Origin of the sequence: Limnothrix sp. PR1529 (assembly GCF_002742025.1) — a bacterium.
Taxonomy (GTDB): Bacteria; Cyanobacteriota; Cyanobacteriia; order CACIAM-69d; family CACIAM-69d; genus CACIAM-69d.
The window spans coordinates 1-25,071 of record NZ_LIRO01000103.1 but is presented as its reverse complement, the minus strand read 5'-3'; the positions used below and the strand labels follow the sequence as shown (position 1 = coordinate 25,071).

Annotated in this window: 18 protein-coding genes; 6 read left to right on the top strand and 12 right to left on the bottom strand. The window is 54.0% G+C overall.

What is annotated here, in order from left to right; all coding sequences use genetic code 11:
• Positions 1-35: 35 nt before the first annotated feature.
• The 4 genes from cas8a1 to AMR42_RS14770 are packed head-to-tail and all read right to left on the bottom strand — an operon-like array spanning position 36 to position 5,503.
• The gene (cas8a1, locus tag AMR42_RS14785; protein WP_099534434.1) at positions 36-1,538 is read right to left on the bottom strand and encodes a type I-MYXAN CRISPR-associated Cas8a1/Cmx1; all 1,503 of its coding nucleotides are present in this window, start codon (positions 1,536-1,538) and stop codon (positions 36-38) included.
• A complete protein-coding gene (locus tag AMR42_RS14780; protein ID WP_099534433.1) occupies positions 1,535-3,799 on the bottom strand; it encodes a CRISPR-associated helicase/endonuclease Cas3 in 2,265 nt (754 codons plus the stop codon). Before AMR42_RS14780 ends, cas8a1 begins: the two co-directional genes overlap by 4 nt.
• Positions 3,789-4,508 (bottom strand): type I-MYXAN CRISPR-associated protein Cas6/Cmx6, encoded by a 720-nt coding sequence (gene cas6, locus AMR42_RS14775; RefSeq protein WP_099534432.1) that lies wholly within the window; start codon positions 4,506-4,508, stop codon positions 3,789-3,791. The genes AMR42_RS14780 and cas6 overlap by 11 nt, the downstream gene beginning before the upstream one ends.
• Complete coding sequence (locus AMR42_RS14770; RefSeq protein ID WP_099534431.1) at positions 4,505-5,503, bottom strand: YafY family protein; 999 nt, start codon at positions 5,501-5,503, stop codon at positions 4,505-4,507. Before AMR42_RS14770 ends, cas6 begins: the two co-directional genes overlap by 4 nt.
• A gap of 219 nt (positions 5,504-5,722) precedes the next feature.
• On the opposite strand from AMR42_RS14770, the gene AMR42_RS14765 reads away from it, so the two are divergent.
• Complete coding sequence (locus AMR42_RS14765) at positions 5,723-6,502, top strand: MlaE family lipid ABC transporter permease subunit (RefSeq protein ID WP_099534430.1); 780 nt, start codon at positions 5,723-5,725, stop codon at positions 6,500-6,502.
• A 201-nt stretch (positions 6,503-6,703) separates the two neighbouring features.
• Positions 6,704-7,099, top strand: coding sequence for a peptide-methionine (R)-S-oxide reductase MsrB (gene msrB / locus AMR42_RS14760; RefSeq protein WP_099534448.1), 396 nt, complete (start codon positions 6,704-6,706; stop codon positions 7,097-7,099).
• A gap of 306 nt (positions 7,100-7,405) precedes the next feature.
• Here the strand turns inward: msrB and ftsH3 are convergent, their stop codons facing one another.
• Positions 7,406-9,244, bottom strand: a complete 1,839-nt coding sequence (gene ftsH3 / locus AMR42_RS14755) for an ATP-dependent zinc metalloprotease FtsH3 (RefSeq protein WP_099534429.1) — start codon at positions 9,242-9,244, stop codon at positions 7,406-7,408.
• A gap of 290 nt (positions 9,245-9,534) precedes the next feature.
• On the opposite strand from ftsH3, the gene AMR42_RS14750 reads away from it, so the two are divergent.
• Positions 9,535-10,494 (top strand): LD-carboxypeptidase, encoded by a 960-nt coding sequence (locus tag AMR42_RS14750; protein WP_234407022.1) that lies wholly within the window; start codon positions 9,535-9,537, stop codon positions 10,492-10,494.
• A gap of 157 nt (positions 10,495-10,651) precedes the next feature.
• Here AMR42_RS14750 and AMR42_RS14745 read toward each other — a convergent pair whose 3' ends face one another.
• On the bottom strand, positions 10,652-12,961 hold the full coding sequence (locus AMR42_RS14745) for a bifunctional diguanylate cyclase/phosphodiesterase (RefSeq protein WP_099534427.1): 2,310 nt from the start codon (positions 12,959-12,961) through the stop codon (positions 10,652-10,654).
• Positions 12,962-14,486: 1,525 nt separating this feature from the next.
• Between AMR42_RS14745 and AMR42_RS14740 the strand changes: the two genes are divergently transcribed.
• Positions 14,487-15,236, top strand: a complete 750-nt coding sequence (locus AMR42_RS14740; RefSeq protein ID WP_234407021.1) for a carboxylesterase — start codon at positions 14,487-14,489, stop codon at positions 15,234-15,236.
• A 796-nt stretch (positions 15,237-16,032) separates the two neighbouring features.
• Positions 16,033-16,848 (top strand): DUF2993 domain-containing protein, encoded by an 816-nt coding sequence (locus tag AMR42_RS14735; RefSeq protein ID WP_234407020.1) that lies wholly within the window; start codon positions 16,033-16,035, stop codon positions 16,846-16,848.
• 31 nt (positions 16,849-16,879) lie between these two features.
• Here AMR42_RS14735 and AMR42_RS14730 read toward each other — a convergent pair whose 3' ends face one another.
• The 3 genes from AMR42_RS14730 to AMR42_RS14720 all read right to left on the bottom strand — a co-directional run bounded on the left by AMR42_RS14730 (position 16,880) and on the right by AMR42_RS14720 (position 21,626).
• Positions 16,880-18,787: a bifunctional diguanylate cyclase/phosphodiesterase gene (locus AMR42_RS14730; RefSeq protein WP_099534425.1), complete on the bottom strand. Its 1,908-nt coding sequence runs from the start codon at positions 18,785-18,787 to the stop codon at positions 16,880-16,882.
• A gap of 771 nt (positions 18,788-19,558) precedes the next feature.
• Positions 19,559-20,338, bottom strand: a complete 780-nt coding sequence (grpE, locus tag AMR42_RS14725) for a nucleotide exchange factor GrpE (RefSeq protein WP_143473123.1) — start codon at positions 20,336-20,338, stop codon at positions 19,559-19,561.
• A gap of 439 nt (positions 20,339-20,777) precedes the next feature.
• Complete coding sequence (locus AMR42_RS14720) at positions 20,778-21,626, bottom strand: DUF1350 family protein (protein ID WP_099534423.1); 849 nt, start codon at positions 21,624-21,626, stop codon at positions 20,778-20,780.
• A gap of 171 nt (positions 21,627-21,797) precedes the next feature.
• Here AMR42_RS14720 and AMR42_RS14715 point away from each other — a divergent pair, with 171 nt between their 5' ends.
• Positions 21,798-23,033 (top strand): LL-diaminopimelate aminotransferase, encoded by a 1,236-nt coding sequence (locus tag AMR42_RS14715; RefSeq protein ID WP_099534422.1) that lies wholly within the window; start codon positions 21,798-21,800, stop codon positions 23,031-23,033.
• Between the two features lie 302 nt (positions 23,034-23,335).
• On the opposite strand, the gene AMR42_RS19995 is transcribed toward AMR42_RS14715, so the two are convergent.
• From AMR42_RS19995 to AMR42_RS14700, 3 genes are all read right to left on the bottom strand, one after another.
• Positions 23,336-23,731 (bottom strand): hypothetical protein, encoded by a 396-nt coding sequence (locus AMR42_RS19995; protein ID WP_143473122.1) that lies wholly within the window; start codon positions 23,729-23,731, stop codon positions 23,336-23,338.
• A 17-nt stretch (positions 23,732-23,748) separates the two neighbouring features.
• The gene (locus AMR42_RS14705; protein ID WP_099534446.1) at positions 23,749-24,090 is read right to left on the bottom strand and encodes a XisI protein; all 342 of its coding nucleotides are present in this window, start codon (positions 24,088-24,090) and stop codon (positions 23,749-23,751) included.
• A 139-nt stretch (positions 24,091-24,229) separates the two neighbouring features.
• The coding region (locus tag AMR42_RS14700) for a HEAT repeat domain-containing protein (RefSeq protein WP_143473121.1) at positions 24,230-25,071 on the bottom strand (842 nt) is incomplete at its 5' end.

The window sequence follows — 25,071 nt, the reverse complement described above, 5'->3', positions numbered from 1 at the left end:
TAGATCAAAATTGTTAGCAAGATTGGCAACAAGAGTTACGAAAAGGTGTATTCAAAGCCTTCTGAGTCTTCCTCTGGTTCGATGTCATCTACACCCAAGTCAGGATCGCCTGCTCCTTCGATAGTCTTTTTCTTGTAGGTCGCGATCGCCAACAGTGCCAAATCCCGAGCCTTCCGCCAGTTATCTCCGGTATGCAACCAGGCATAAATCTCCAACCCTTCCCCCTTCGCTGCGGAAGGACGATACTGAACCAGAAAGTCAACCAAAGCCTTAGCAAATTCTTGTTGGGTAGCTGGTCGTTGCAAACGATAAATGGCCTTGTCAGCACTCCGTTTAGCAACATCCCATCCTTGTTCCTTGGTTAAATTGCCTCCCATTTGATCAGATCGAGCCTTAAACTGTCCTGCTCGAAATTTACCGAAAGCATCATGTACCGACTGAAAAAGCAGGCGCTCTGATTCCGAGAGAAATTGTGTCATTTTGGCTAATCCTTGACGTTCAAACAGCTTGTTTTTCTTGATGAACTCGAAAAATCCCGAGTACCAAGGGTGATCGCTAATCAAGTTGTCAGCGATCCAAGGTAAAGCCTGGGAGGTAGCCACCCAAGTTTGTCCTTTATCCGTCGTGCGAAAGCGAACGGGAAAGAATTGCTCGGCACTTTCATAAATCGCCAATACTTGCTCATTGGTTTTTACTCGATAAACAGCTTGCTTGAGATACTTTTGATTTTTATCCCAAGCTTGCGTACCCAGTTGATAAACCTCGCAATACTCAATCCCTAAAAGTTGCCCGTTATCTACGGTCTTCTGCTGAATCAAAAACCGCAATCCCGACTCACCCGCTCCGCCTGCTTTAAACTTGATGTAGGGCGTTCCGGCGGATTTACGGCGCAACCGAACCCAGTTCTTGAGATGTTTGACCTCAGGGATGACTAAAGCCGATCGCCCTGCGGGTAAGGCGTAATAACCACAACTCAGAGGCAGAAAGAGCAGCGAGACAAAACCAACCGGCGATTCCAGATACGGGCCATTAACAAAGCACTCCACCAAGCCCGGTAGATGATGTCCTTTGATAGGGATTTCATCCTTGAACTTACCTTTAGAGGTGAATGCATCCTTAAAATCACCCGTGTAATAGCAATCGAGCAAATCTTTATAGGAAATCTCAATTTCTGGCTGGTTTGGGTCAACTGGAAAACGTAGCGGCTTGGCTTGCTTCTCTAGCGTTCGCTGCTGGTTATGTTGCAGCAAAGTTGAAGTCACTCCTTGGGTAAAGGTATAGCGACTTTGGCGATCGAGCTTCAGAACGGGTGGATTGAGATAGCCGTCTTCAATGCAGTAGATCTTGTGGGTTAACCACTCGATCGCCTCGCGATCGCTCCCCTCCCACGACAGCCGAACTTCATCTTCTGTCACCGTCCAACTGAGGGGGGCAGTCTCGGGCGGGATCGCCGATAGGGCCAACGCCAAACCAGCAATCCCCGCCCGATGTGGCAGGAGCGTATTGGGATTCAGCAACGATAGGGTTAAGTCAGTCATCGTTTTCTGGCTCCTCGCTCCGCTGTGTACTCCCACTCCTTGACCGGGGCGATCGGATACCCCCGATACCGCTCCCACTGAATCACTGTTTCGCCTGATAGAAGCGGCACAGTGTATTCCCCCAGCTTGTTGCGGGGCAAATTCCCCCAAGTTGCTTGGTGCTGTTCCAACAAAGCCGTCACCGTCACATCCGCCTCGCGCACAGAAGCCGAATAGGTTCGCCACTCGCCATCGAGCAGAACAAACTGCTTTTCTGGTTCAATTTCCTTCGATTCTTGTTCCAGCCATCGGGCTAAATCCCCTTGGCTGACCTCCCCCGGACAATCCCGAATCAAAGCCCAGCCCCGCATCTTCGTTTCCTGGTCGTAGGGATGAATTTTCGGATCGTCATAAAACACCGCATCCAGGGCGTAGCCGCAATAGCGACGATTGAGCCGCCCCAAGCGTTGAATCAAAGCTGCGGGTTCGGCTACTTGTGACACCAACAACGTCGCCGACAAATCCAACGACATTTCCGCCACCTGGGTACAAATAGCCAGCACAGGTTCACGGCAATCTTCTTTGAAAGCAGCCACCACACGGCGATGATGCTGGACTCGATCGCGATAGCAAAACCGGCTGTGATAGAGCACGGCATTCAACCCCCGATCGAGGGCGCGATCATACACATCAGTTGCCGTATCAACCTGGTTACAAACCCAAAGAACTTTGCCACCCGATTTCAGTTCGTTTTCAACACGTTCCCAATCGGGTTCTTGGCTTTCATGGAACCTATAACGGCGTAAATCTTCCAACTCGCGCGGCCCGGCAATCAAACTTTTACCTTCAATCAGTCGCTCCCCGATCGCCCGCTCGATCGCTCGCAGTTGCCAGGGTAAAAACGAAGCAGACATCAACAACGTTGGTGCTTTAACAGTTGCCAAAAATCGCAAAAGTGCGCCAAATAAAACCTTGTCGTAGCAATGCACTTCATCAAAAATAAATGCCGCATTGGCGATCGCCGGAAAACAATACATCGGTCGCCGATTGCATTGCATCAAACCCAAAACCGTATCAACCGTACAAACAATGACTTGACTTTCCCAAGCTTCAAAGGACTGAAGTTTCAGGGTAGCCTCGTTTTCCGTGTTATCGCCTGCTTCTCGCTCTTCACCCGTACTCGCCAGGTCGATCGCTGCCCGCGAGTGCATCAAAACTGATTCCACTTCATCTTGCACATAGTCGATGAATCCCTCGGTGCTGGTTCCTGTGGTGGGATAGCAGAAAAAGAGTTTCCGACCGATCGCGTGGCGCTTGGCCCAGTTGTACGCCCCAACGGTTTTTCCTGTTCCACAACCGGCCCGTACCAAACCAACCCGCGAGGGAATTTCACCAATAGATTTCTGGAAATCTCGAAGCGTTTTACCTTCTAGACGAACATCGATCACACGATCAAGATCTACTTCCGTTAATCCTTTTTTGATTGATTCAACAATCCAATGCTCTAAATTTAAATCAGTATTGGAAATTGCTGATCCAATAGAGTCACCTGCCACTAGCAGCGATTTAATCACCGCATTTAAGACAATATTTGGCTCCCAGTCTCGAAAAGCTTGTCGATAGAGTTCGTATCGACGGGTTTTAATGTTCGACAGCACCCACTCACTTTCAAGCGTTCGAGCCAGCTTAATGTTTTTAGGAAGTCCTAATTCTGAGATCCCAAATTCCAAGAGACTTTTGAAATCACGATGCAGTGGGTAGAGAAATAAGCGATCATCTCCTGTTCCTGTGCGAATGTTCCCGACATCATCAGTTGCTTTACCTTGCTCACCACCTAGTTTTAGGTGATGCCCACCGGCCGCAGCAAGAGCCACTAAAAAATCGCCGTCAGACTGCTGCAACCAATCTCGAAACTCCCAAGCCAGCAGAATGGAAACCACTTCATGGCGCAGAAGCTGGGGATAGTTCAGTGGGTTCTGTTGCGGACTTGCGCCGACCATTTTTTGACGGACAACTCCTTGAAAATGGTGATTCGCTTTGCCCCAATCGTGAATGTAGGCAGCCAAGCGGGCCGTCGATCGCACATAAGCCAAATCACAGCCAAGATCAAATTGAGTCATGAGTCGATCACCCAAGACATCAACCAATGTCGTCACGGCCCGAACAACATTTGCCGTATGCCCAACCAAGCTATAAGCACCTTTCCACGGCCCGTCTACAGATTTGGCTAGCAAGCAATCGGGGACAAGCTTAGGAACTGATTGACTAGATTTAGGCGACATCAGGAATCTCCTTGGAGGGATAAAACCAACCACAACCAAAGTGCTTTCGTCCACCAATGCCAACCGACTGGAGCAAGATTGAATCTTCAGGACTCAGATCTTCCACAATTACGCCATAACCCAAAATATGCTTTCCCTTAACTTGTAATGATCGCAAGGCTAAATCACCATCCGCATCACTATCGATGGAAACTTGTCCTGAAATTCCCAGCTTTTCAAATGCTTTGCGGCATGATTCTAAAAAATGTACTGGTGCGCTATGGGTGTCCCATTCCTCTAGGCGGAATGTTACGAGCCTGGCCCGTAGCGTAGAACTAGGCTCAGGCAGGATTAAACGTGGTTGAATCAAGCGAATATCATGACTACGCAGATTTAAAACTTGATTTTGTAAAAGTCGATACCAATAGCTGGCTCGATCACTAGGACAACGTAGACGTAGCCGCGATCGCTGATAGATTTGAATGCGCTTGTGCCCATCAGGAATCCCAGGAATACTACTTAATAGCAACTCTGGACAAAGTAAATAATCAACGATTTCAGATTTCCAATTTTCCGAATTGAGAAACTGTTTTCTGAGTGAAGTAATCAAGCTTTCTGGCAGTGCTTCACTTTGCAAGAGTTGCTTAACTGCCGAGTACAGCGAGTAGCCATGATCGGCTGGTAATAACCGCCCTTGGACGGAAAATTGGACTTCTAGAATGTTGCTCATCGTTCAAAGGTCTCCGTTTCGTATTGGTGTTGCATGATCTCCACCTCCCGCGCGATCGCCCCGACCAGTTCCGGCGGCTCCCGGACGATCGCCCCCTTGCCATAGCTCAACACCCACTGAGCCACATCCCGCAACCCGCTGACCTCCATCGACAGCAACAGCCCCCCACCCGGCAAATCGGTTAACTCCTGCGTGCTGTGCCACTGCCGCCCGCGCACAAACGGAGCCGTTGCCCGATCGAACTCCACCACCACCCGCCGCGCCGCGTCGCCCACCTCCCAACGAAACGCCGTCGCCATATAGGCTTTCAGGCTGAACCCCGGCAGCGTCTCAAACCGCTGTTCCGTCACCCGCAGTTGTTTGATTCGATCGACCCGGAACGTAATCACCTTCTGGCGCTGATGACAAAACGCCAGCAATTGCAGCGCGTTGTACTGCACCAACATGCCGTAGGGATCCACCACCCGATCGCTCACCACATCCCGATTCGCCGTGTGGTAGGTGATCTCTGCGCTGTAGCCATCCCGACAAGCCCGCTCTAGCTGACTCACCACCGCCAAATCCAAGTTCAAGTCGGCCTTGCTTTGGAACAGGAAGTAATCGTTTCGCAGTTCACGCGCCTCGATCGCCACCTTGCTATCCAGCCGCTCACTCAGCCGCCGCAACCCCGATCGCAACTGCCGGATATAGGGCGAATCCGCATAGGTTTCCAGCAATCGATCGGTCACCACCAGCGCCAACAGATCGCCTTCCGTAATCAGGATTTGATTCAGTTGCCAATCGGGGTCGCTGTAGTGATGTCCCCGACGAGTGTTATAGATAATTGGTGCGCCGCAGTCTTTTTTAAGAAAGCCTAAGTCCTTGCGAATGATGCGCGGATCGACAGCATTGTCACGATCGAGGGCCGCCGCTAAGGATTCATGGGTGTTTCGTCGTTGGGGATCTCGCAACAAACCATCGAGCTGCAAAATGCGCTTGAGTTGGTGAAGCGTCATGATTGAGGGTTGTGTGAGGGATTGAACGTTGCTCACTGAACCTAGTGTGGCATCTTTCTGGGGGACTGGGGAGGCCTAAATCGATCCACCCTGGCCACTTGATTGCAGGAAATATCCTCCAGCCGATCGCCCTGAGGGCGGCGTGGCCGGGCGATCGATGGCCAAGCCAGACAGTCGCCCTAAACTAGGAAGAGTTCGCCCATTCCCCAGCCCGTTCCCATGGCCAATCTTGCGGATTCTCGATTAGGACGGTGGGCCCAGCGCGTGCAAGCGGCCGCCCTAATTGGTGGTCAAACCCTGGTTCACCTCAGCCGTGGCAAAATTCACCGCCGCAACACGATCGAACAAATGCACCTGGTGGGGCCCGACTCCTTGGGCATTGTGCTGCTGGCCGGCGTGTCGATCGGGGCGGTGTTTACGATCCAGGTAGCCCGCGAATTTATCAAATATGGAGCCACCTCCGCGATCGGGGGTGTGATGGCAGTGGCCATGGCGCGGGAACTGTCGCCGGTCTTTGCCGCCGTGATTTTGGCCGGGCGGGTGGGGTCGGCCTTTGCGGCGGAAATCGGCACGATGCGCGTGACGGAGCAAATCGATGCGCTTTATGTGTTGCGTACCGACCCGATCGACTATTTAGTCGTGCCTCGGGTTTTGGCCTGTTGCACCATGCTGCCCCTGCTCACGGAATTGGGGTTGCTGGCGGCCATGCTGGCGGGACTGACCATTTCGGAACTGGGCTTTGGCATCACCCGCTACGAGTTTCTTGATTCTGTGAAAACCTTTTTGGAAGTGCGGGATCTGTTTTGCGCTGCCATCAAAGGCGCTTGCTTCGGGGGGCTAATTGCCGCGATCGGCTGTGGTTGGGGTCTCACCACCAGCGGCGGGGCCAAGGGCGTGGGCCAAGCCACCACCTCCGCCGTGGTCACCTCTTTGCTGGCGATTTTGATTGCCAATTTCTTTTTGTCCTGGCTGATGTTCCGCAGCGTTCCCACGCTCTAGGCGTAATTAATCGGCGCGGTCGATCGGTGCAGTTGAATGGCCACCAGGTGCTGCGTCAAAAATCCCAATTTTCCTGAAATCTCTGGCGCGGGATGGGGCTTTTTCGATCGGGTCAGCTCGCCCCAAGAAATCTGTCACAATAGAAGGGATTTCTGGCGCAAAACAGCCGCCGTTTTTAACCCCCCAATTCCGTTCTTGATCATGGCTTTTAAGATTCAAAAAACCGATGCCGAATGGCAATCGCAACTGACTCCGGAACAGTTTCAAGTGACGCGCAAGCATGGCACGGAACGCGCGTTCACGGGAGAACATTGGGATAACAAGGCTCCCGGAACCTACAACTGCGTTTGCTGTGGAACGCCCCTTTTTATTTCAGATACCAAATATGATTCGGGAACTGGCTGGCCCAGTTTTTGGCAGCCGATCGCCCCGGAAAATATTGAAACTCAGGTCGATCGCACCCTGTGGATGACCCGCACCGAAGTGCATTGCGCCAACTGTGGGGCCCACTTGGGCCATGTGTTTGAAGATGGCCCGCCGCCCACCGGCCTGCGCTATTGCATGAATTCTGCTTCCTTGAAATTTGAGCCAAATTAAGGGACAGATTAAGGGCCAAATTGAGCTTGAATGGCGATCAATTGTCATCCGTTGTGGTTGAGTGATCGCTGAGGTTTCGATCAAACCGTTTGATCGGGTTTTTGGGTCTTGTTTCTTGATCGCCTTTTCAGCTAAGAAAAAATCCCCCGCAATCGATCGACTGTGGGGGATTTTGCTTGAAGATGAAAGCTTTGCTGAATTCAGGCCATGAAGTTTAACACTGATTCTGAACTTTGGGGGTGATTTCCAGGTCAATTTCCTGTGATCACCCCCCTTGAATTGCAGCGCTTCAGGGCAGGTTGCAATCTAGGCGATCGCGGCCATTTTCACATCGCTTTCGTTCAGCAGGTCTTGCAATTCTTGGGCATCAACGGTCTCTTTTTCCACCAGCATTTGAGCCAGGCGATCGAGCACGGAGCGGTTTTCTTGCAGCACTTGCTTGGCGCGGCGGTAGGCTTGATCCACCAGGTTGCGGACTTCCTCATCGATCGCGGCGGCCGTCTCTTCCGAGAAGTCGCGCTCGGAGGCAATGTCGCGACCCAGGAACATGTTGCCTTGTTGGCGACCCAGGGCCACCGGGCCCAGGCGATCGCTCATGCCAAAGCGGGTCACCATTTGGCGTGCCACACGGGTCACCTGCTGCAAGTCGTTGGAAGCGCCCGTGGTCACTTCCTCTTCACCGAAGATGATTTCTTCCGCCAGGCGACCGCCCAGGGCAACCGCCATTTGATTTTCCAGATAGGAACGGGAATAGAGACCCGAATCCATCCGATCTTCGCTAGGCGCAAACCAGGTCAAACCGCCGGCCTGACCGCGCGGGATGATGCTGATTTTTTGCACGGGGTCGTAGTCGGGCATCAGCGCACCCACTAGGGCGTGGCCGGCTTCGTGGTAGGCCACCAGGGTCTTGCGTTTTTCGCTCATCACGCGATCTTTCTTTTCGGGGCCGGCCAAAATCCGGTCGATCGCGTCGTTGATTTCGTCCATCGAAATTTCCGTCAAGTTGCGACGGGCGGCCAAAATTGCCGCTTCGTTCAGCAAGTTCGACAGATCCGCACCGGTAAAGCCGGGGGTGCGGCGAGCAATCCGCTCCAGATCCATATCCTTCGAGAGGGACTTGCCGCGCGCGTGGACACCCAGAATTTCCAGGCGGCCGTTGAAGTCGGGGCGATCGACCACCACTTGGCGATCGAACCGGCCGGGACGCATCAGCGCCGCATCCAACACGTCGGGGCGGTTGGTGGCCGCAATCACAATAATCCCCGTGTTGCCCTCAAAGCCGTCCATTTCGGTCAGCAATTGGTTCAGGGTTTGTTCGCGCTCGTCGTTGCCGCCGCCGAGACCTGCGCCCCGCTGACGACCCACCGCGTCGATTTCATCGATGAACACAATGCAAGGGGCGTTTTGCTTGGCCTGTTCAAACAGGTCGCGTACGCGGGACGCACCCACACCCACGAACATTTCCACAAATTCCGAACCGGAGATGCTGAAGAAGGGCACACCCGCTTCGCCAGCCACAGCCCGCGCCAGCAGGGTTTTACCGGTTCCCGGAGGGCCCACCAGCAGCACGCCCTTGGGAATCTTTGCACCCACGGCGGTGAAGCGATCGGCATTTTTCAGGAAGTCCACCACTTCCGTCAGCTCCAACTTGGCTTGCTCAATGCCGGCCACGTCGTTGAAGGTGATTTGGGTTTGGGGTTCCATTTGCACCCGGGCCCGCGATTTGCCAAAGTTCATGGCCGGGTTGCCCGCGCCACCTTGGGCCCGCCGCAACAGGAAGAACAAACCCACCAACAGCAGAATCGGCAGGAACAGGCTGCTCAGGGCCCGGAACCAGAAGCCTTCGTCGCTGGGCGGTTGCACGGAAATATCAACGTTGTTGCTGGTCAGAATGTTGATGATTTCCGGGTCGTTGGGCAGGTTCACCAACACGGTGCTGCCGTCTTCGGTGGTGGCCAAGGCCCGGGAGCGATCGGCGCTAATCCGCACGCGATCAACCTTTTTAGATTGCACTTCCTGCACGAATTGGCTGTAGCGCCAGGTTTCGCGGGTTTGGGGCTGTCGATCGAAGAACGCTGTACCCAGGGCGATGATTACGATCGCCAACAGGGCATAGAGTCCGGCATTTCTCCACCGTTTATTCACTGGTGCATCCTCCTAAAAGGCGTTCTGCCAGGGCGTTTGTTATGCCAGGGCTGTACTTGCCGTAGCTCAAAAATTAACTGGTTGTTAACTAATGTTAACGCAATGGCTTCCAGTCCGTCGCCATGGCTGCTATTAACGATTATGCGGATTTCCGACTCAGGATGGGTGTGGACGAAATCGCTTGGTGGGTGTAACAGCGCGATCGCCCCGCAGACTCAGGGTTATGCGGTCGTCGCCGCCAGTCGGTCTAGCCGGTCTAGCCGTCAGTGGGTTGAAGCGTTTGGGGAGAAATGAAGAGAATGCAGGCATTTGGCGGCCCGAGGGCCACAGAATTTCCGATGCCGCTGGAGCCGGGCGATCGGGTGTGGGTGATTGCCCCCAGCGGGCCGGTTTTGGATCCGGCGGCGATCGCCCGGGGGGTGGAAAGTTGGCAAGACCGAGGCTTTCGGGTGCAGTTTGCCGCCGGTTGGGATGCGCAAACGGGATTTTTGGCGGGCACTGATGCCCAACGTCGATCGCAACTGGCGGCGGCCTTGGCGGATCCCGGTTGCCGAGCGATCGTCTGTGCGCGAGGGGGCTATGGTTCGGCCCGACTGCTGGAGGATTGGGATTGGCCGCTGTTTGCCGGACGGGGGGCGGGGTTAATGGTGAACCCAGCGCGATCGCCCCTGTGGTTGATTGGGTTTTCAGACATTACGGCCCTGCTGTGGAGTTTGGCCCGGCAAGGGGTGGCGGGTGTGCATGGGCCCCTGCTCACCACCTTGGGCCAGGAACCGGCCTGGACGGTCGATCGCCTGTTTAATCTGTTGGCGGGTCAGTCCCTGGAACCGCTTCAGGGCCAGGGTTGGGGCGGCGGGGCCGTGGTAGGTCGCCTGTTTCCGGGGAACCTGACGGTAATTGCCAATTTGCTCAATACGCCCTTGCAGCCCGCTTTGGAAGGGGCCATTTTGGCGATCGAGGACGTGACGGAATATCCCTACCGGATCGATCGGCTGTTGACCCAGTGGCGTTTGAGCGGTCTGTTGCGGGCGATTGGGGGCATTGCGATCGGCCATTTCACCGCCTGCGATCCGCCGCCCAACCGGCCCAGTTGCTCCATGGCGGAAGTGCTGCGCGATCGGCTGGGAGATTTGGGCCTGCCGATCGTTTCCGGGTTGCCCTTTGGCCATGAACCCCCGAATGCGGCCTTGCCCGTGGGCACGCTGGCCCGGTTGGATGGGGAGGCGGGCACGCTGGAACTCTTGAGCTAGGCAATTGTGCCCAGCAGGTCAGTCAAGGGGCCAAGGGGGTGGGCAAAGTACACCTTGAACCCACTGCTCAACGAATCGGATTTCCATCCTGGATCGCCATCTTGGATCTTCACCTTGGATCCCCATTGAGGATCAGGGCCCGGTTGAGTTTTGGGGGCTAGCGATCGTCGCCCCGCAAGGCCAAGGGCGATCGGGGTAACTCAAAGGTTTTCAGCAGCAATTGCCCCGTCGCTTCCCCATCGATCGGGCGGGAAAACCAATAGCCCTGACCATAGGAACAGTCCATCGATTGCAACTGTCGCAACTGCTCGATCGTCTCAATCCCTTCCGCCACCGTATCCATCCCCAGGGATTCCGCCAGGGCAATAATTGCCCGGACAATGGCCCAATTGCTTTCCTGGTCTGGACTGCGGGTAACAAAGGAGCGATCGATCTTGATGGTGTCGATCGGGAAGCGTTGCAAATAGCTGAGGGACGAATAGCCCGTGCCAAAGTCATCAATGCTCAGTTGAATGCCCCGATCGCGCAGTTTCCGCAACAAGGCCTCCGCCGTTTTGGCATCCGCCATCACCACGCTTTCGGTAATTTCCAACTTCAGGTGCTGCGGCGGCAGTCCCGTTTCCGCCACAATGCCTTCAATGGACTGGGCCAAGTTGGGCTGGGTAAACTGCCGTGCCGACAGGTTCACACTCACACTTAGCCCGGCCCACCCATGGGCCGATCGCAGGCTGGGAATGGCCTGTAACCAAACCATCATTTGCTGGCAAGCTTCCCGCAAAATCCATTCGCCCAGGGGAATAATCGTGCCGGTTTCTTCCGCCATGGGGATAAATTCCGCCGGACTCACCAACCCCCGATCGGGATGATGCCAACGCACTAGGGCTTCCAGGCTGGCAACCCGGCCCGTAGCCAGATCCACGATCGGTTGATAAGTCAGGAAAAATTCTTGCCGCTCCATGGCCCGGCGCAAATCGCGCTCCAGATGCAGTTGCGCAATCACCCGCTCGCGGAAGGAGCGATCGAACGCCGCGTAGCAATTGCGGCCCAACTCCTTCGCCCGATACATGGCTAAATCCGCATCCCGCAGCACATCCCCCGGCCGGGCATATTCCGGCGTGCCGAACGCAATGCCAATGCTGGTGGTGATAGTGAATTCGTGGCCATCCACATCAAAGGGAGCCTTCAGGGCCAACTGCACTCGCTCGGCGGCACGGGTGGCAATTTCCGGCTGATCCAAATCCGTCAGCAAAATGGCAAATTCATCGCCCCCCAGCCGCGCCACCGTATCCTGGGGCCGCACGCAGGTGCGCAACCGGTTCGCCAGTTCCACCAAGAGCCGATCGCCACAGAGGTGACCCAAGCTATCGTTCACCACCTTGAAGCGATCGAGATCTAAAAACAGCACCGCAAAATGGTGATTGCGTTGGCGACGGGCGATCGCCATGGTTTGACCCAACCGATCGATAAACAGGGCCCGATTCGGCAGCCCCGTCAGCGCATCATGGAGCGCGTCATGCAGCAACCGCGACTCCACCAACTTGCGCTCATGGATATCCGCCAAGGATCCCGCCATCCGCAACACATGGCCCCGCCCATCCCGAATCGCCAACCCCCGACAGAGCACCCAGCGCACGGAACCATCCGCATGGCGAATGCGATGCTCACTTTCAAAGTGGTCGCTGCGGCCCTGCAAGTGGGCATCTAGCTCCGCTCGCAATTGGGCTTGATCATCCACATAAACCCGATCGAGCCATTCCTGGGGTTGGTCACCCACTTCCGAATCGCGGTAGCCCAACAACGCCTTCCAGCGGGGCGAAAAATAGACCCGATTGGTCAAAAAATCCCAATCCCACAGCCCGTCATTGGCCCCCCGCACAGCCAAAGCGTACCGCGCCTCACTTTCCCGCAAAGCCGACACCAATTGGGATTGCCCCAAGGCCACCCCCGCCTGCACCGCAATTTGTTGCAACAAGTCCTGCTCGAAGGGTTGCCACTGGCGCGGCCCCTGGCAATGGTGAGCCAACAGCAGTCCCCACAATCGGTTTTGAGAGCGGTCTGGCTCAATCACCGGCTGCAAAATTGGTACGACCAAATTGGCCTGCACACCGAACTGGCGCAGCAGTTGGCGATGGCAAACCGAAATCCGAGCGGTTTCCACATCGTCAATGGCCGAGGTGCGCCCTTCAAGATATTTCTGGTGATAGTGGGTCGTGAAGCAGGGGTCGGAAACGGTTTTGCCCAACAGGGAATAGGGGCCATTGCCGGTAGCCTCCACCACAAAGGAGCCTTGCCGCTGTGCATCGAATTGGTAAACCAAGACCCGATCGCACTGCAACATCCGCTGCACTTCCGTGACCATGGTTTGCAGGATCGTATCCACCCGTGATGACTGGTGAATTTTGAGGGCGATTTCTGCGAACAGTTTCGATCGCCAGTATTGACGCTGTAGCTCGACTTCCGCCTCCATTCGATCGATCACATCCTACCCAGTCTTCATTGAGTTAAACGTTTGATTAAACTGCTCAAATTGGTTCTGTTTTGAGCATTAGCGGGCGATCGCCTGACGAAATCGTGACAGCAGCCACCGCCCAACCTTGATGAGCATTCGATGGTGATCCTAACGAAAGGGGGTTGCTGAAACCTCAGCTCAGTGCCTTCGGGCGCAGAATAGCAAATGGGTTTTGAGCCATGACAATGATGGATCAAAGGCTGTCTAGGGTTTGTGATGGCTAGCTGGGAGCCAGTCGCCTCTCCGGGGTTGAGATAGAGAGTTTGGGCCCGGCTAACGAAACCGGTGTCTTAGGGTGGCACTGGGGCTGGGTGAGGGTAATGGTGGTTTGAGAGTAACGATTTTGATGCGATCGTAATCGACAAACCCAATTCAAGAAAAGGCGGCCGCGCGATCATTCCTTTCGTTAACCCCTTGATTTACGTTGATTTACGCCACGCTCCTCTAAATGTTCCCGTCAAGGGCCTCCAGCCCATCCCAAGTCGCTTCCCCCACACCGAAAGCGACCATTTGATCATTTGATCGGGTCAGCCCATTCCAGACAGGTCACACCTAAGCCACTTTTCAACGCGAAAGTATCTTAGGGTGTCGTCCTATCCTCCAAAGCCTAGTCTAAAACCCTGTGAATCTTTTAATGATCATGGTTAATAGGCTGAAATAGATCTTCTGTTTATTCAGTCTCCAATCAGGATTGTCTTCTTTGTAGCGGAGCATTACGATTTCAATTCAAGGGTCATGGTCGATCGGTTGGGATCATGACTTTAGATGGCGCATGGCTAGAGGGATCCTAAGTAAGATCAGCAAAAAATCTTGACTACTTCAGGAAAAAACACTGAGATCAACAAAAATCCTGAAGTGATCTACCCGATTTTGATGTCTCAGATTAATCTTTTATATTAACGCGATTATGATACTTTTTTGTTTTTGTCTAATTTTCATTGAGCTTTCATGGGGCTTTTCTTAGGTCTTTACTTGAAATTTATAGGATTTATGACAATACTCTATCAAGATTCGATTAATTTTGCAATAAGATTTCGTGAATCACAATTGCTTCAAAGTCACTTTTAAATTACTTTAAAGCTGACTAGATATTGATTAAAGATTAATCAAGAATTGACTGCAAATTAACTGAGAATCGATCAAATATTAGTTGAATTGAATACTGATTAAGTCTTGATTTGGTATTTGTTTAATTTTTATTTGATATTTGATCAAAACTTAATCCGATATGGCCTCAATCTAGAAATTTCTCGAGCTTTGATTGGGTTTTGGGGATTGACAAGGCTTGGGTGGGGGGGCAGTTGCCGCTGCGGAGAAGCAACCCAATTTTGAGGCAGACTATTGTTGGAAGCGTTTGGGGACAAAAGTTCATCAGCCCCGAGAATAATAGTGCAAGACTGCTGCTAACGATCAAACTTCAGCCATGTCGAATCAGTCGGGTTTCCCCTTTTCGTTCGCAACGTTAGATAATCAGCCCTTTCAAGTGGTTGCCACACCCGATCGCTCGCGGGCGGTGCTTTGTTTGCATGGCTTGGGGGGTGGGCCCTATGAAATGCGACCGTTAGCACCGTTGTTGTTGAATTTGGGATGGACAGTGGAGGCGATCGCCTATCCGGGCCATGACCAACCGGGCCCAAAAATGCCCAACTCCCGCTGGGAAGATTGGTATCAGGCGGCGGAGACGGCGTTCGATCGCCTGGCTCAGTCCCATGCTCAGGTGGTGGTGGTCGGATTTTCCACGGGCTGTCCCTTGGCGTTGCGGCTAGCCCTCCAGCGATCGGTCGGGGGGTTGGTGCTGCTGAGTCCGTTTATGGCAATTGTTCGCCCTGCGGCCTGGTTGCCCTCGGCGGAACAGTTGTTGCCTTGGGTTTATCCGCTGCTGAAGGAAGTGCCCCGATCGGCCTTGGCCATTGCGGATCCGGAAGGACGGGCAGCGGCCGATCGAGTAGCGCCCTATCGCTCCTTCCATCTGGGTGCTGTGCAGAGTGCGTTGGCACTGATTCAACAAGTGCGGCCCCGGTTAGGGGAAATTACGGTTCCGACGCTGATTGTGCAACCGAAGCGCGATCGGGTGGTGAATCCCCAAGGTGCACTGCATTTGTTCCAATCCCTGGGTTCCTCGTCCAAGCGTCTCTGCTGGCTGGAAAAATCAGACCATATCCTGACGCTGGACTATGATCGCGATCAGGCATTTCAAGAAATTGCCACTTTCTTTGAGCAGCTTCCTGCCTAAATTTCCTGTGCTTCAAGGGCGATCGGGTTGGGAATTTGCTGAGCTTGTGCTGCATGGGGCTAAATTTGTGCCGTATCCTATGGCCCCGTTTGGAGCAGTTGTGAGTGAGGCTGTGGTGGCCCGTTGGCTCCCCGTTGAAAGCTGAAAGTTGAAAAGGCAAGTTGGCCCAAAGACTGGAGCCAGGCTATTAAGAGATGGCTCGCCCTTGACCGTGCCAAAATTAACCATCCGAATTGCTTTTATGGAATTTCACGGAATTTATAATATTGTCTTTATTGATGCCATTGATTGTTTTTTCTGATATTAAATCCAATACGAAATTCCATGACTACAATCGAAAAAACTGGATCTCAGGATTTTGCTCAGGATTTTGACTCTTGGAAAATGAGCAATGAAGCAAGCCTGAAGCGAGTGCTGATCTAAAAATTTCTGAAATTAAATTTAAATTTAAGGCCAATGGAATCATCAAAACTTCAGGAAACAATTGTTAACTGGACTACCAAATATTGAAATAATGACCAAAATTTTGAGCCGTAAGAACGGTCAGCGCCAGTGATTTTGAATGAGCAATTTAAGGAATGTGTTGTTTTTCGTCACGTTCTGTCATAATAATTTTAAAAGATTCTTAATAAAGATTGCTAAATCCAAGTAATCAACCCCACGTGATCTGCGAATCGGGCAGGAAACTGAAAAATGCCATGGGTGATGCGTGGTTGATGGCAGTCCCCCGGCGCAAGATCCCAACGACTGATCGCTGGCTGAAATGATGTTTGGATCGATAACTAGGTTTTCGAGTATGCCAAGTGCCGACTGGGGCGAACAGTTGCTGAGTGTTGTGGCTACTCAGGTCATCCGCCACCTGTTCACCGCGAGCGATCGGGTGGAGGTGCGGGTGGAATGTACACCTCAGATCAAGTTGCTGCAAGGCCAGGTCGATCGCTTCCAGATGTCTGGCTCGGGGCTGGTGATTCGCCATGCCTTCCGCACAGAGGCCATGGAATTCGAGACCGATGCGGTGTCGATCGACTTTGCGGGCCTGTTGCAGGGGCGGTTGTTGCTGCGTCAACCCACCCAGGCGATCGCGAAGGTGGTGTTGCTGGAAGAGGATATCAACCGGGCGTTCACGGCTCCCTTGGTGGTTCAACATTTGGAAAATTTGCCGCTCCAGGATTGGCAGGACTTGCCCGGGAGCGGGCTGGCCAAGGCTGAAAGCGTTTCGTTCCAATCGATTCAGGTGCGATTGCTGGCCAGCAATCGAATTGCCCTCAGCGCCCAGGCTTGTTTTGGGGCCGATCAACCGGTGCCGATCGCCCTGCAAGCGACCTTGGGCATTGAGCGCCGTCGGCGGTTGCGGTTTTTGAATTGCCAATTTGATCCCGATGGTTTGCCCGATCGCGCGGCTCTGGGCGAAGAAGCGATCGCCCTGGCGGCCTCGGCCAGTGAGCGGTTAGGCAAAATTTTGGATCAGTTGGTGGATCTCGATCGCTTCAATCTGGATGGGGTGACCCTGCGCATCAACACGATCGAAACCCGCGGCCAACAATTGGTATTTAGCGGTTGGGCCCAGGTGAACCATGTGCCGGAAACGACAACTCCGGGGTTGGTGGCCTAGTGGCCTAGGAGCTTTAGCCGAAGGGGTAACCCTAGGGGGCTTGGGAGTTCACCGGATAATCCGAATAATCCTCTGCAAAATCGTCTCTGTAGTCTTCACAGTCTTCGCAGTCTTCGCAGTTTTCTGAATAATCTTGCCGGTAGTCGCCATAGTCCGGGTAATCTGGGGCCGCACCAAGGCGGGAAATGGGGGGCGCGGCGATTCCTTCAACGAGGTTGAACCGATGATTCAGCAAGCTGGCCACTCCGGAACCGCTGACCGGCGGCGAAAACCAATAGCCTTGGCCATATTGGCAACCCAAGGCGCGTAGCTCACGGGCTTGGGCGGAAGTTTCGATGCCCTCGGCCACCACGTTCATGTTCAGGCTTTCTGCCAGGGCCAAAATGGTGCGGGCGATCGCCACGTTGCGCCCATCGGACTCGATCGGGGCCACAAAGGCGCGATCGATCTTCAGCGTATCGATCGGCAGTTGATGCAAACGACTCAGGGACGAATAGCCTGTGCCAAAGTCATCAATGCTGAGTCGAAAGCCCAATTCCCGAAACTCAGCCAAGGTGGCGGCGATCGTATCTTCGCGATCGAGCATCATGCTTTCGGTAATTTCAAACCCAATCCAACTGGGATCAATTTCCTCTCGAACACAGATCGATCGCATGTGCTGAGCCAGGTTGGGTTGGGCCAACTGTTGCACCGACAGGTTCACCGCCACGGTGATCGGTCGCCCGGCCCGCAAGCCCGAATTCCAGTAGCGCAGGTGGCGACAGGTCATTTCCAGCACCCATTCCCCAATTTGGCTGATCACCCCGCTTTCTTCCGCGATCGGCACAAATTCCGCCGGAGAAATCAGGCCCCGTTGCGGGTGATGCCACCGAATCAGCGCCTCAAAGGCCTTCACTTCCCCGGTTGCCAAGCAAATGATCGGTTGATAATAGGGTTCCAGTTCCCCCCGCTCGATCGCCCGCCAAAGTTGATTTTCCAGTTGCAAGCGCGCCACCGCCCGATCGCGCATACTGGGATCAAACACCACCGATTGGCTCTGGCGTAGGGTCTTTGCCCGATACATCGCAATATCCGCATCGCGCAGCAGTTCCTCCGCGTGGCGATAGGCCGGTTTGCCCGGCCCCGTGCGGCTAAACACCACCCCCACACTGGCGCTGGCAAAGATCTCCATCTCATCGATCGTGAATGGATCACTGAGCGCCGCATGAACCCGCTGGGTCACGGCCTCGGCTGTTTCCAACTGCCGTACCTGCTCCACCAGCACCACAAACTCATCCCCGCCCAACCGGGCCACCATCCCCTGCTGAGGCAAGGCCGAAACCAGCCGCCGAGCAATCATTTGCAACAGGCGATCGCCCGTGCCGTGGCCATGGCTGCTGTTCACCAGCTTGAAGCGATCCACATCCAGCAACAACAGCGCAAAATCCAATTGCTCTCGATCGAGCAATGACTGCACCCGCTCCGCCAAGGCCCGCCGATTGGGCAGCGCCGTCAAGGGGTCATAGAGCGCGTGATATCGCAGCCAGCTTTCCGCCTGCTCATGGGCCGTGATGTCGTGGCAGTTCACCACCACCCCCCGCACCGACGGATCATCCAACAAATTGGTCGTGACCGCCTCCAGCAAATTCCAGTCCCCATTGCGGTGGCGCACACGGTAACGAACGGGGGGCTGACTCAACCCCGGTTCCGCCAGGGAACGCAACAGGGTTTGCAACACCACCTGCACATCATCCTCATGGACGAAGGTGCTGAGGTGATGGTTAACTGCCTCCTGGGGGGAATATCCTAAAATCCGCTCGGCCGAAGGGCTAACGTAGCAAAACGTCCCTTGCTGATCAAGGATGACGATGATGTCACTGGCATTGGCCAGCAAAGACTCAAACCGATGGTTATTTCCTGGAGACACAGAACCATAGGAAGGTTGAAGGGAGTCAGCCACGCGAGAGCGCCCTCAGAATTTGCCACGTCAGTCGTTGTACCAAGAGCAGATGGGGATTAAAGATTAATCGCAACCCACCCAGTGAGTCCTCTGGATAATTTAGAGGTTACCGGTCGTCTATGGGGCACCGGTCGTTGCTGGTGTCGTGACCATCCGGCTGCACTCATTTCCCCACAACCGCCCCCTGGGCCCGGGTAAACCACCACAGAGAATTCCCGGGGCGATCGCCCAAGGTTTGCATTGTTAACAGCGAGTTAACAGCGAATGAATGAGAGTTCCATGAACTGGAGGCCAAGGGATGGAACTGACGCTGATTGAGCGGGAGCGATAACAGCTCCACGGCAGCACCCGATTCTGGAAACTCAGGCTAGCAGGTATGCGGGTTGTCCAGCTCACTAAGTGAATTATTCATCAGCATTTCTTAGCCAGCCTATGACAATCGGCATACCTGCTAGCCGCTGAGATACCAAACATTGCACGAACATCAAAAGACTGACACCCTGACAGTCAAACTCTAACGCAGATTCGCGCTGATTGGAAGCAGCCTCCGAGGGCTTCCGATAAGTGACCAGGGGGGCGCAAGAGCGAGATCGAGCGTCGGTAATGCGGACAGTTGCGACGATTTGGAGTGCTTTGGATCACCACGGGGTCACGATGAAGTCACTCAAAAATGGTACTGGGATCATTGCTAAATGCCCACTCATTCAGGGCAAAACAGCCCCGAGATCAGCCGGTAATGGGTCTGTGATCAGCCCACGATCGACTATGGGATCACTGCACGATGCTGACCTGGGCCCGATGCAGCAAACGGCCCTGATGACGAAAACCGGGCATGGTTACTTTGACGCGATCGCCCGGTTGAGCATGACCCCAGGCTAATTGATGCCATTGGGGGTCATAGACCACTTCTTCCCCGATCGGAGCAATTTGTTCAACGGCCCAATGTTCCAGCAACTGATCCAGCGGCCGCAACAGGGGCAAGAGATTGGTGGCGGGAATGTGGGGATTGTGCTGGGCGGCGGCAACGGCCTTATACCAATTCAGCAGCCAAGGTTCCAGAATTTGCAAGCTCGATCGCTGGAATTCCGCCAACAGTTGCTCTCGTTCGCTTTCCAGGCGAGTTTTCAGCCGGTGATATTCCTGCTGAAGCTGCACCAACTCGGCCGCATGAACATCAGGAGCCAACCGCTGGGCCGGGGATTGGTCTGAAGCGGGCTTGGTGTTGTCGGCATTGTTCGCCATGCCCAACAGATCGATCGGGGTGACGTTCAAGGCTTTGGCAATCCGCCCGATCGCATCGAGGCGCAAGCGATCTAAATTGCCTTGCCGCAACAATCGCACCTGATACATAGAAACCTGTGCGGCATCCGCCAAGGCTCGCCAACTGCGCACCTTGGCCGTCACCATCCAACGTTTCAGCAACCGCTCCCGATCGCTCATTAACTTCTCGTACTTTTGCTTGAGTCCTTTACTTGGGCCCCGATGGGCCGCCAATTGCTCCAAACAAGGGCCCTGTCCCTTTCGCTCTTCCCCAGCGCTGGCCCTAACCAATGGGCTAGCTGCAAGCTCAGGAGCGGATTTCACCCATATCCTACCAGAATGAGCGAAAGCACCCCCGAAAGCCGCTGAACCACCCAACGCAAAGCGCCATCCTTTACATTGCAACTTGCAACATTGCAGCTTTCAACATTTCAGCGTTCAAATATTTCAACTTGCAATATTTCAGCTTTCAACCAGCTAGCGGCCTGAGCCGGAGATCCTCGATCGCTGGCTGCCTATCCTCAGCCCGTCCCCACGCCAAGGCCTAGGATAAGCGGCTGCTCATCCTAGGGCTGGTTGTCAAATCGCCTGAAACCCTGATTCCGCCGTTGGCAGATCGTGAGAGACAAGGGGCTTAAGCCCCTTGTTACAACGACTGGGATATGGAAAATCAATCGTTTCCGCCTGATCCTAGGAAATGACGACAGCCCCTAAACCGATTCAATCTGACTCAGGCCGATTCAAACGGATTCAGCCAACGCAGCAATTCTTGGCTGAGGCGATTTAGATCGCGATAAAAAATTTCTTGCTTGGCCCATTGCCCGATCGCGTCGAGGGGGCTGAACGCGCCGCCGGTTTGCCACTGAATATCCTGGCCCAAAGGGGTGAGGTGATTTCCCGGTAGCTCCTGCAAGGCTAACCAACCGGGAAAGCGTCGTTGCAAAATGGGAGCCAATCGGCTCGACTGATCCAAATCATCGGTGGCAAAACGAATGAGCAAATTGCGACGAATCCCGTATTGGGCGGCGATCAATTGCTCCGTTTCCGTAGGCGAGGGGGTGAATTCCGCATTCAGCCGCTTATCAAACACATCAGCCGGAACAGCCCCAGGCACAGCGCGGTTAATCGACTCCAGAACGGGGCCGAAGCGATCGAACAGGGGAATTGCCCGTTGCGCCGAATAGTTATTGAAGGCCATCAGCGCATTGCCGGCCCGCTCCACCTCAAAGATGCTGCCAATGAGCAAATGTAGCTTGCAGCCCATGCTGTGGCCCAGACCATAGACCGGGATCGATCGCCGCCGCAGTTGACCATGGCGATAAAGCCAATCGATGGCGCGATCGAACCGAATCAGCGCATCCTCCGCGATCGCCTCATGGTCAAACCCAGAATTGACAAAGGGCGTGGCGATCGTTCCGTAACCGCGATTGGCCAGCCGCTCCAGCAACCAGCGGTAGGTGAACTGGGGAGCCGCGCCCACAAAGGCCCCGCCCAAGAAATGAATCACCCCTAGCGGATTAGCCGGGATCAGCACCCAAGCTCCGTTTAATTCACGCCACTGTGCTGCCTGTCCCGCCATCGATCGCCCACGTTCGTTCTGTTGATCAAACCCTTGGCATTGTAGCGCTTTGCTTATGGAGCGGGGTTTCGGCGGGATTTTCTGCCCCCGATCGCCAGAAGATCCCGCCAGGGCCGTAGGCTGGTTAGACACCAAAATTCTTGGGATTTTCGCAACCCCCAGGGGCAAACCATGGCCAGAATTAACGACAACTACCTGAAGCTAAAAGCCGGTTATCTGTTTCCCGAAATCGCCCGCCGGGTGAACACCTTCGCCGCCGAGCATCCCGACGCGCCGATTATCCGCTTGGGCATTGGCGACGTGACCGAACCGCTGCCGGAAGCCTGCCGCACCGCCATGATCAACGCGGTGAACGACATGGGCGATCGGGGCAGCTTCAAGGGCTACGGCCCCGAGCAGGGCTACGCTTGGTTGCGCGAGGCGATCGCCCAGCACGACTTCCAAGCGCGCGGCTGCGATATTGATGCCTCGGAAATCTTCATCTCCGACGGCTCCAAGTGCGACTGTGGCAACATTCTGGACATCTTCGGCAACGACAACACGATCGCCGTCACCGATCCCGTCTATCCCGTCTATGTGGACACCAACGTGATGGCCGGTCACACGGGCGACGCAAACGATCGGGGCGAATACGGCGGCCTGGTTTACCTGCCGATTTCCGCTGAAAACGACTTCACCGCCCAAATCCCCAGCGAAAAAGTCGATCTGATCTATCTCTGCTTCCCCAACAACCCCACCGGAGCCGTCGCCACCCGCGAGCACCTGCAAGCCTGGGTCGATTACGCCCGCAGCCACGGCTCGATCATCTTCTTCGATGCCGCCTACGAAGCCTTCATCACCGATCCGGCGATTCCCCACTCGATTTTTGAGATTGAAGGGGCCCGCGACTGTGCGATCGAATTCCGCTCCTTCTCCAAAAATGCCGGCTTCACGGGAACCCGTTGCGCCTTGACCGTTGTGCCCAAGACCCTCAAGGGCCAAACCGCCGACGGCACGGGTGTGGATCTCTGGAGCCTCTGGAACCGTCGCCAATCCACCAAGTTCAACGGCGTGTCCTACATCGTCCAGCGCGGGGCCGAGGCGGTCTACTCACCCGAGGGGCAAGCCCAAACCAAGGCCCTGGTGAGCTTCTATCTGGAAAATGCCCAAATTATCCGCGAGAAGCTGACCGAGGCAGGTTTGGCGGTCTATGGCGGCATCAACGCGCCCTATGTGTGGGTGCAAACGCCGAACGGCCTGTCGAGCTGGGATTTCTTTGATAAGTTGCTGCACACCTGCAACGTGGTGGGCACGCCGGGTTCGGGCTTCGGCGCGGCGGGCGAAGGCTATTTCCGCATTTCGGCGTTCAACAGCCGAGCGAATGTGGAAGAAGCAACCCGCCGGATCGTGGAAACCTTCAAAGCGTAATCGCTGAAACCGGGTCATCACTCGTAGGGGCGCACCGATGTGCGCCCTCGATCGACATGAATCACCAATCGATCAATCATGCCGATTCATATCAATTAAATGACCCATCGATCGCCTCGCGGGTCTCGGTCAAAATTGCAGCGGGCGCAAGCGTTGCGCCCCTACCCGATCGCCCGGAATCTGTTAAGGATGCAGAGTAATTTCAGGCAAAATTGATCGCTTCCCGGAAGCGAGTTGTGTAGGTTGGGTTGAGTCTTGAGAAACCCAACGCGATCGATGCAGCATTTACTGTTATTGGGTTTCTATCCCACAAGTTCTCCGCCGCATTCACAGCGGGAGTTGCCGTTGTCGTGAACTCCGAAGGGGCGAGTGCAGCGATAACAGGTCAAGCACTTGCATTGGGTGCAAACGCTGAGGTTTTCAAGGCGATAGGTTTCAGAGCATTCCAAGCAACGTTCTCGTTGTCTGAGCATTAAATTCCATCCCTCTGCCCCGCCACCGTTATCCCTGCTGGCTTGCAGGTAGGCTGCCAAGTCCGCATTGTTATTGGTACTTTCTGTTCCGCCAATGCTTCCTGACCAGCAGAGAACCCGAAACAACTCAAGACCTTGGGGCAGCAGGTTGGGGTCTTGTCCTGCTTCTCTCCAGGCCTGTGCTTTTGCTTCGAGCTGTAGTTGCATCGATTGATGATTCGTCATGACAGTTTTCTCATAGATTAGGACGCGATCGCAAAGCCAGTGTGGGGACGAACTTTGGGGTGACGGAATCCGAGCACGATCGCCTGTTGAACAATGCCGCGATCGAGTAAATCTCGGGCTACGCCGGATTCGGTTTCATCGTTTTGAATCCAAATCAAACCGTCAATGATTTCGATATGGATTGGGGTGCTGTGAAAGTAGCGATCGCCCTCCCAGCCGCTATCAATTAGGGCGTAGTTGTCGCGGGTTTCATCCACAAGGATGCGCGATCGATAGGGGCTATTGGCGCTGTTGCGATAGTCGGCGTGTTCTTGCAAGATGGCTTGAATAATGGTGCGGTAGTTTAATGGGGTATCCATTGTTTGGGCGATCACCTTTTTGCTAAATCATTTATCCCAATCAATCTATTTGTGGTCGTGTAGGTTGGGTTGAGTCTTGCGAAACCCAACGCGATCAATGCAGCACTTACTGTTGTTGGGTTTCGTGCCTCAACCCAACCTACTGGGGAGCGATTTTGGTGAGTTGTTCGGTTGCCCATTGGCGTAAGAGATCGTCGGGGTCATTGGCAGCGCGATCACGTAACAGGTCAATCACGCGCTGATCATCAGGCGCGATTTCCAGCAATCCCTTGAGCGCCAAGCAACGCGGACTCTTTTCATATTCAAAATCCTCTTTACCAATCTGTATAAAAGAATTTTGATTGATGACTTCGCAAAGAAAATCAAATGTACTCGATTCATTTTTCCAGTATTCAATGATCGCTTTCACTGACTCTAATTGCACATCAAAACTATTGTTTGATCTTGCTTGACCTTTGAGCCATAGCAAAATACTCGGATCGTTTTTCCAATGTCTAGCAATTGCCCACAATGCCCATAAAACCCACTCTGCTGAAACTCTGACATTTGGTTGCTGATTTGATTCGACTAACTCCTTGAGCCATTGCAATGTATCCAGACTATCATGCCAGTATTCAGCAATTGCCCAAATCGAAAATGATCGTACTTCGGGAGATTGGCTTGATTCGGCCTGCTCTTTAAGCCATAAAAAAGTATTCAAATCATCTTTCCAGTATCGCGCGATTGTTGCTACTGCTGGAAACAAAAAATCTGGATTCCGATCTGAAAGTACCCATTTTTTAATTAGGGGTAAGGTATCAGGAGAATCATTTCTATATCTTGCGATCTCCCACACTATTGCTCGCCGCACATCTAAATTTTCATCAATTTGCACTCGCTCTCCAAGCCAATACAATGTTTCAGGATCATCATTCCAATATTGAGAGATTGCCCGCACTGCTTCTTGCCGTACACCTTCATGCAAATCGTCACATACTCGTT

What these genes read in the sequence shown, in the direction of transcription:
- cas8a1 (WP_099534434.1), bottom strand. Translation starts at nt 1,538, where the DNA reads ATGACTGACTTAACCCTATCGTTGCTGAATCCCAATACGCTCCTGCCA.
- AMR42_RS14780 (WP_099534433.1), bottom strand. Translation starts at nt 3,799, where the DNA reads ATGTCGCCTAAATCTAGTCAATCAGTTCCTAAGCTTGTCCCCGATTGC.
- cas6 (WP_099534432.1), bottom strand. Translation starts at nt 4,508, where the DNA reads ATGAGCAACATTCTAGAAGTCCAATTTTCCGTCCAAGGGCGGTTATTA.
- AMR42_RS14770 (WP_099534431.1), bottom strand. Translation starts at nt 5,503, where the DNA reads ATGACGCTTCACCAACTCAAGCGCATTTTGCAGCTCGATGGTTTGTTG.
- AMR42_RS14765 (WP_099534430.1), top strand. Translation starts at nt 5,723, where the DNA reads ATGGCCAATCTTGCGGATTCTCGATTAGGACGGTGGGCCCAGCGCGTG.
- msrB (WP_099534448.1), top strand. Translation starts at nt 6,704, where the DNA reads ATGGCTTTTAAGATTCAAAAAACCGATGCCGAATGGCAATCGCAACTG.
- AMR42_RS14750 (WP_234407022.1), top strand. Translation starts at nt 9,535, where the DNA reads ATGAAGAGAATGCAGGCATTTGGCGGCCCGAGGGCCACAGAATTTCCG.
- AMR42_RS14745 (WP_099534427.1), bottom strand. Translation starts at nt 12,961, where the DNA reads ATGGAGGCGGAAGTCGAGCTACAGCGTCAATACTGGCGATCGAAACTG.
- AMR42_RS14735 (WP_234407020.1), top strand. Translation starts at nt 16,033, where the DNA reads ATGCCAAGTGCCGACTGGGGCGAACAGTTGCTGAGTGTTGTGGCTACT.
- AMR42_RS14720 (WP_099534423.1), bottom strand. Translation starts at nt 21,626, where the DNA reads ATGGCGGGACAGGCAGCACAGTGGCGTGAATTAAACGGAGCTTGGGTG.
- AMR42_RS14715 (WP_099534422.1), top strand. Translation starts at nt 21,798, where the DNA reads ATGGCCAGAATTAACGACAACTACCTGAAGCTAAAAGCCGGTTATCTG.
- AMR42_RS19995 (WP_143473122.1), bottom strand. Translation starts at nt 23,731, where the DNA reads ATGACGAATCATCAATCGATGCAACTACAGCTCGAAGCAAAAGCACAG.
- AMR42_RS14705 (WP_099534446.1), bottom strand. Translation starts at nt 24,090, where the DNA reads ATGGATACCCCATTAAACTACCGCACCATTATTCAAGCCATCTTGCAA.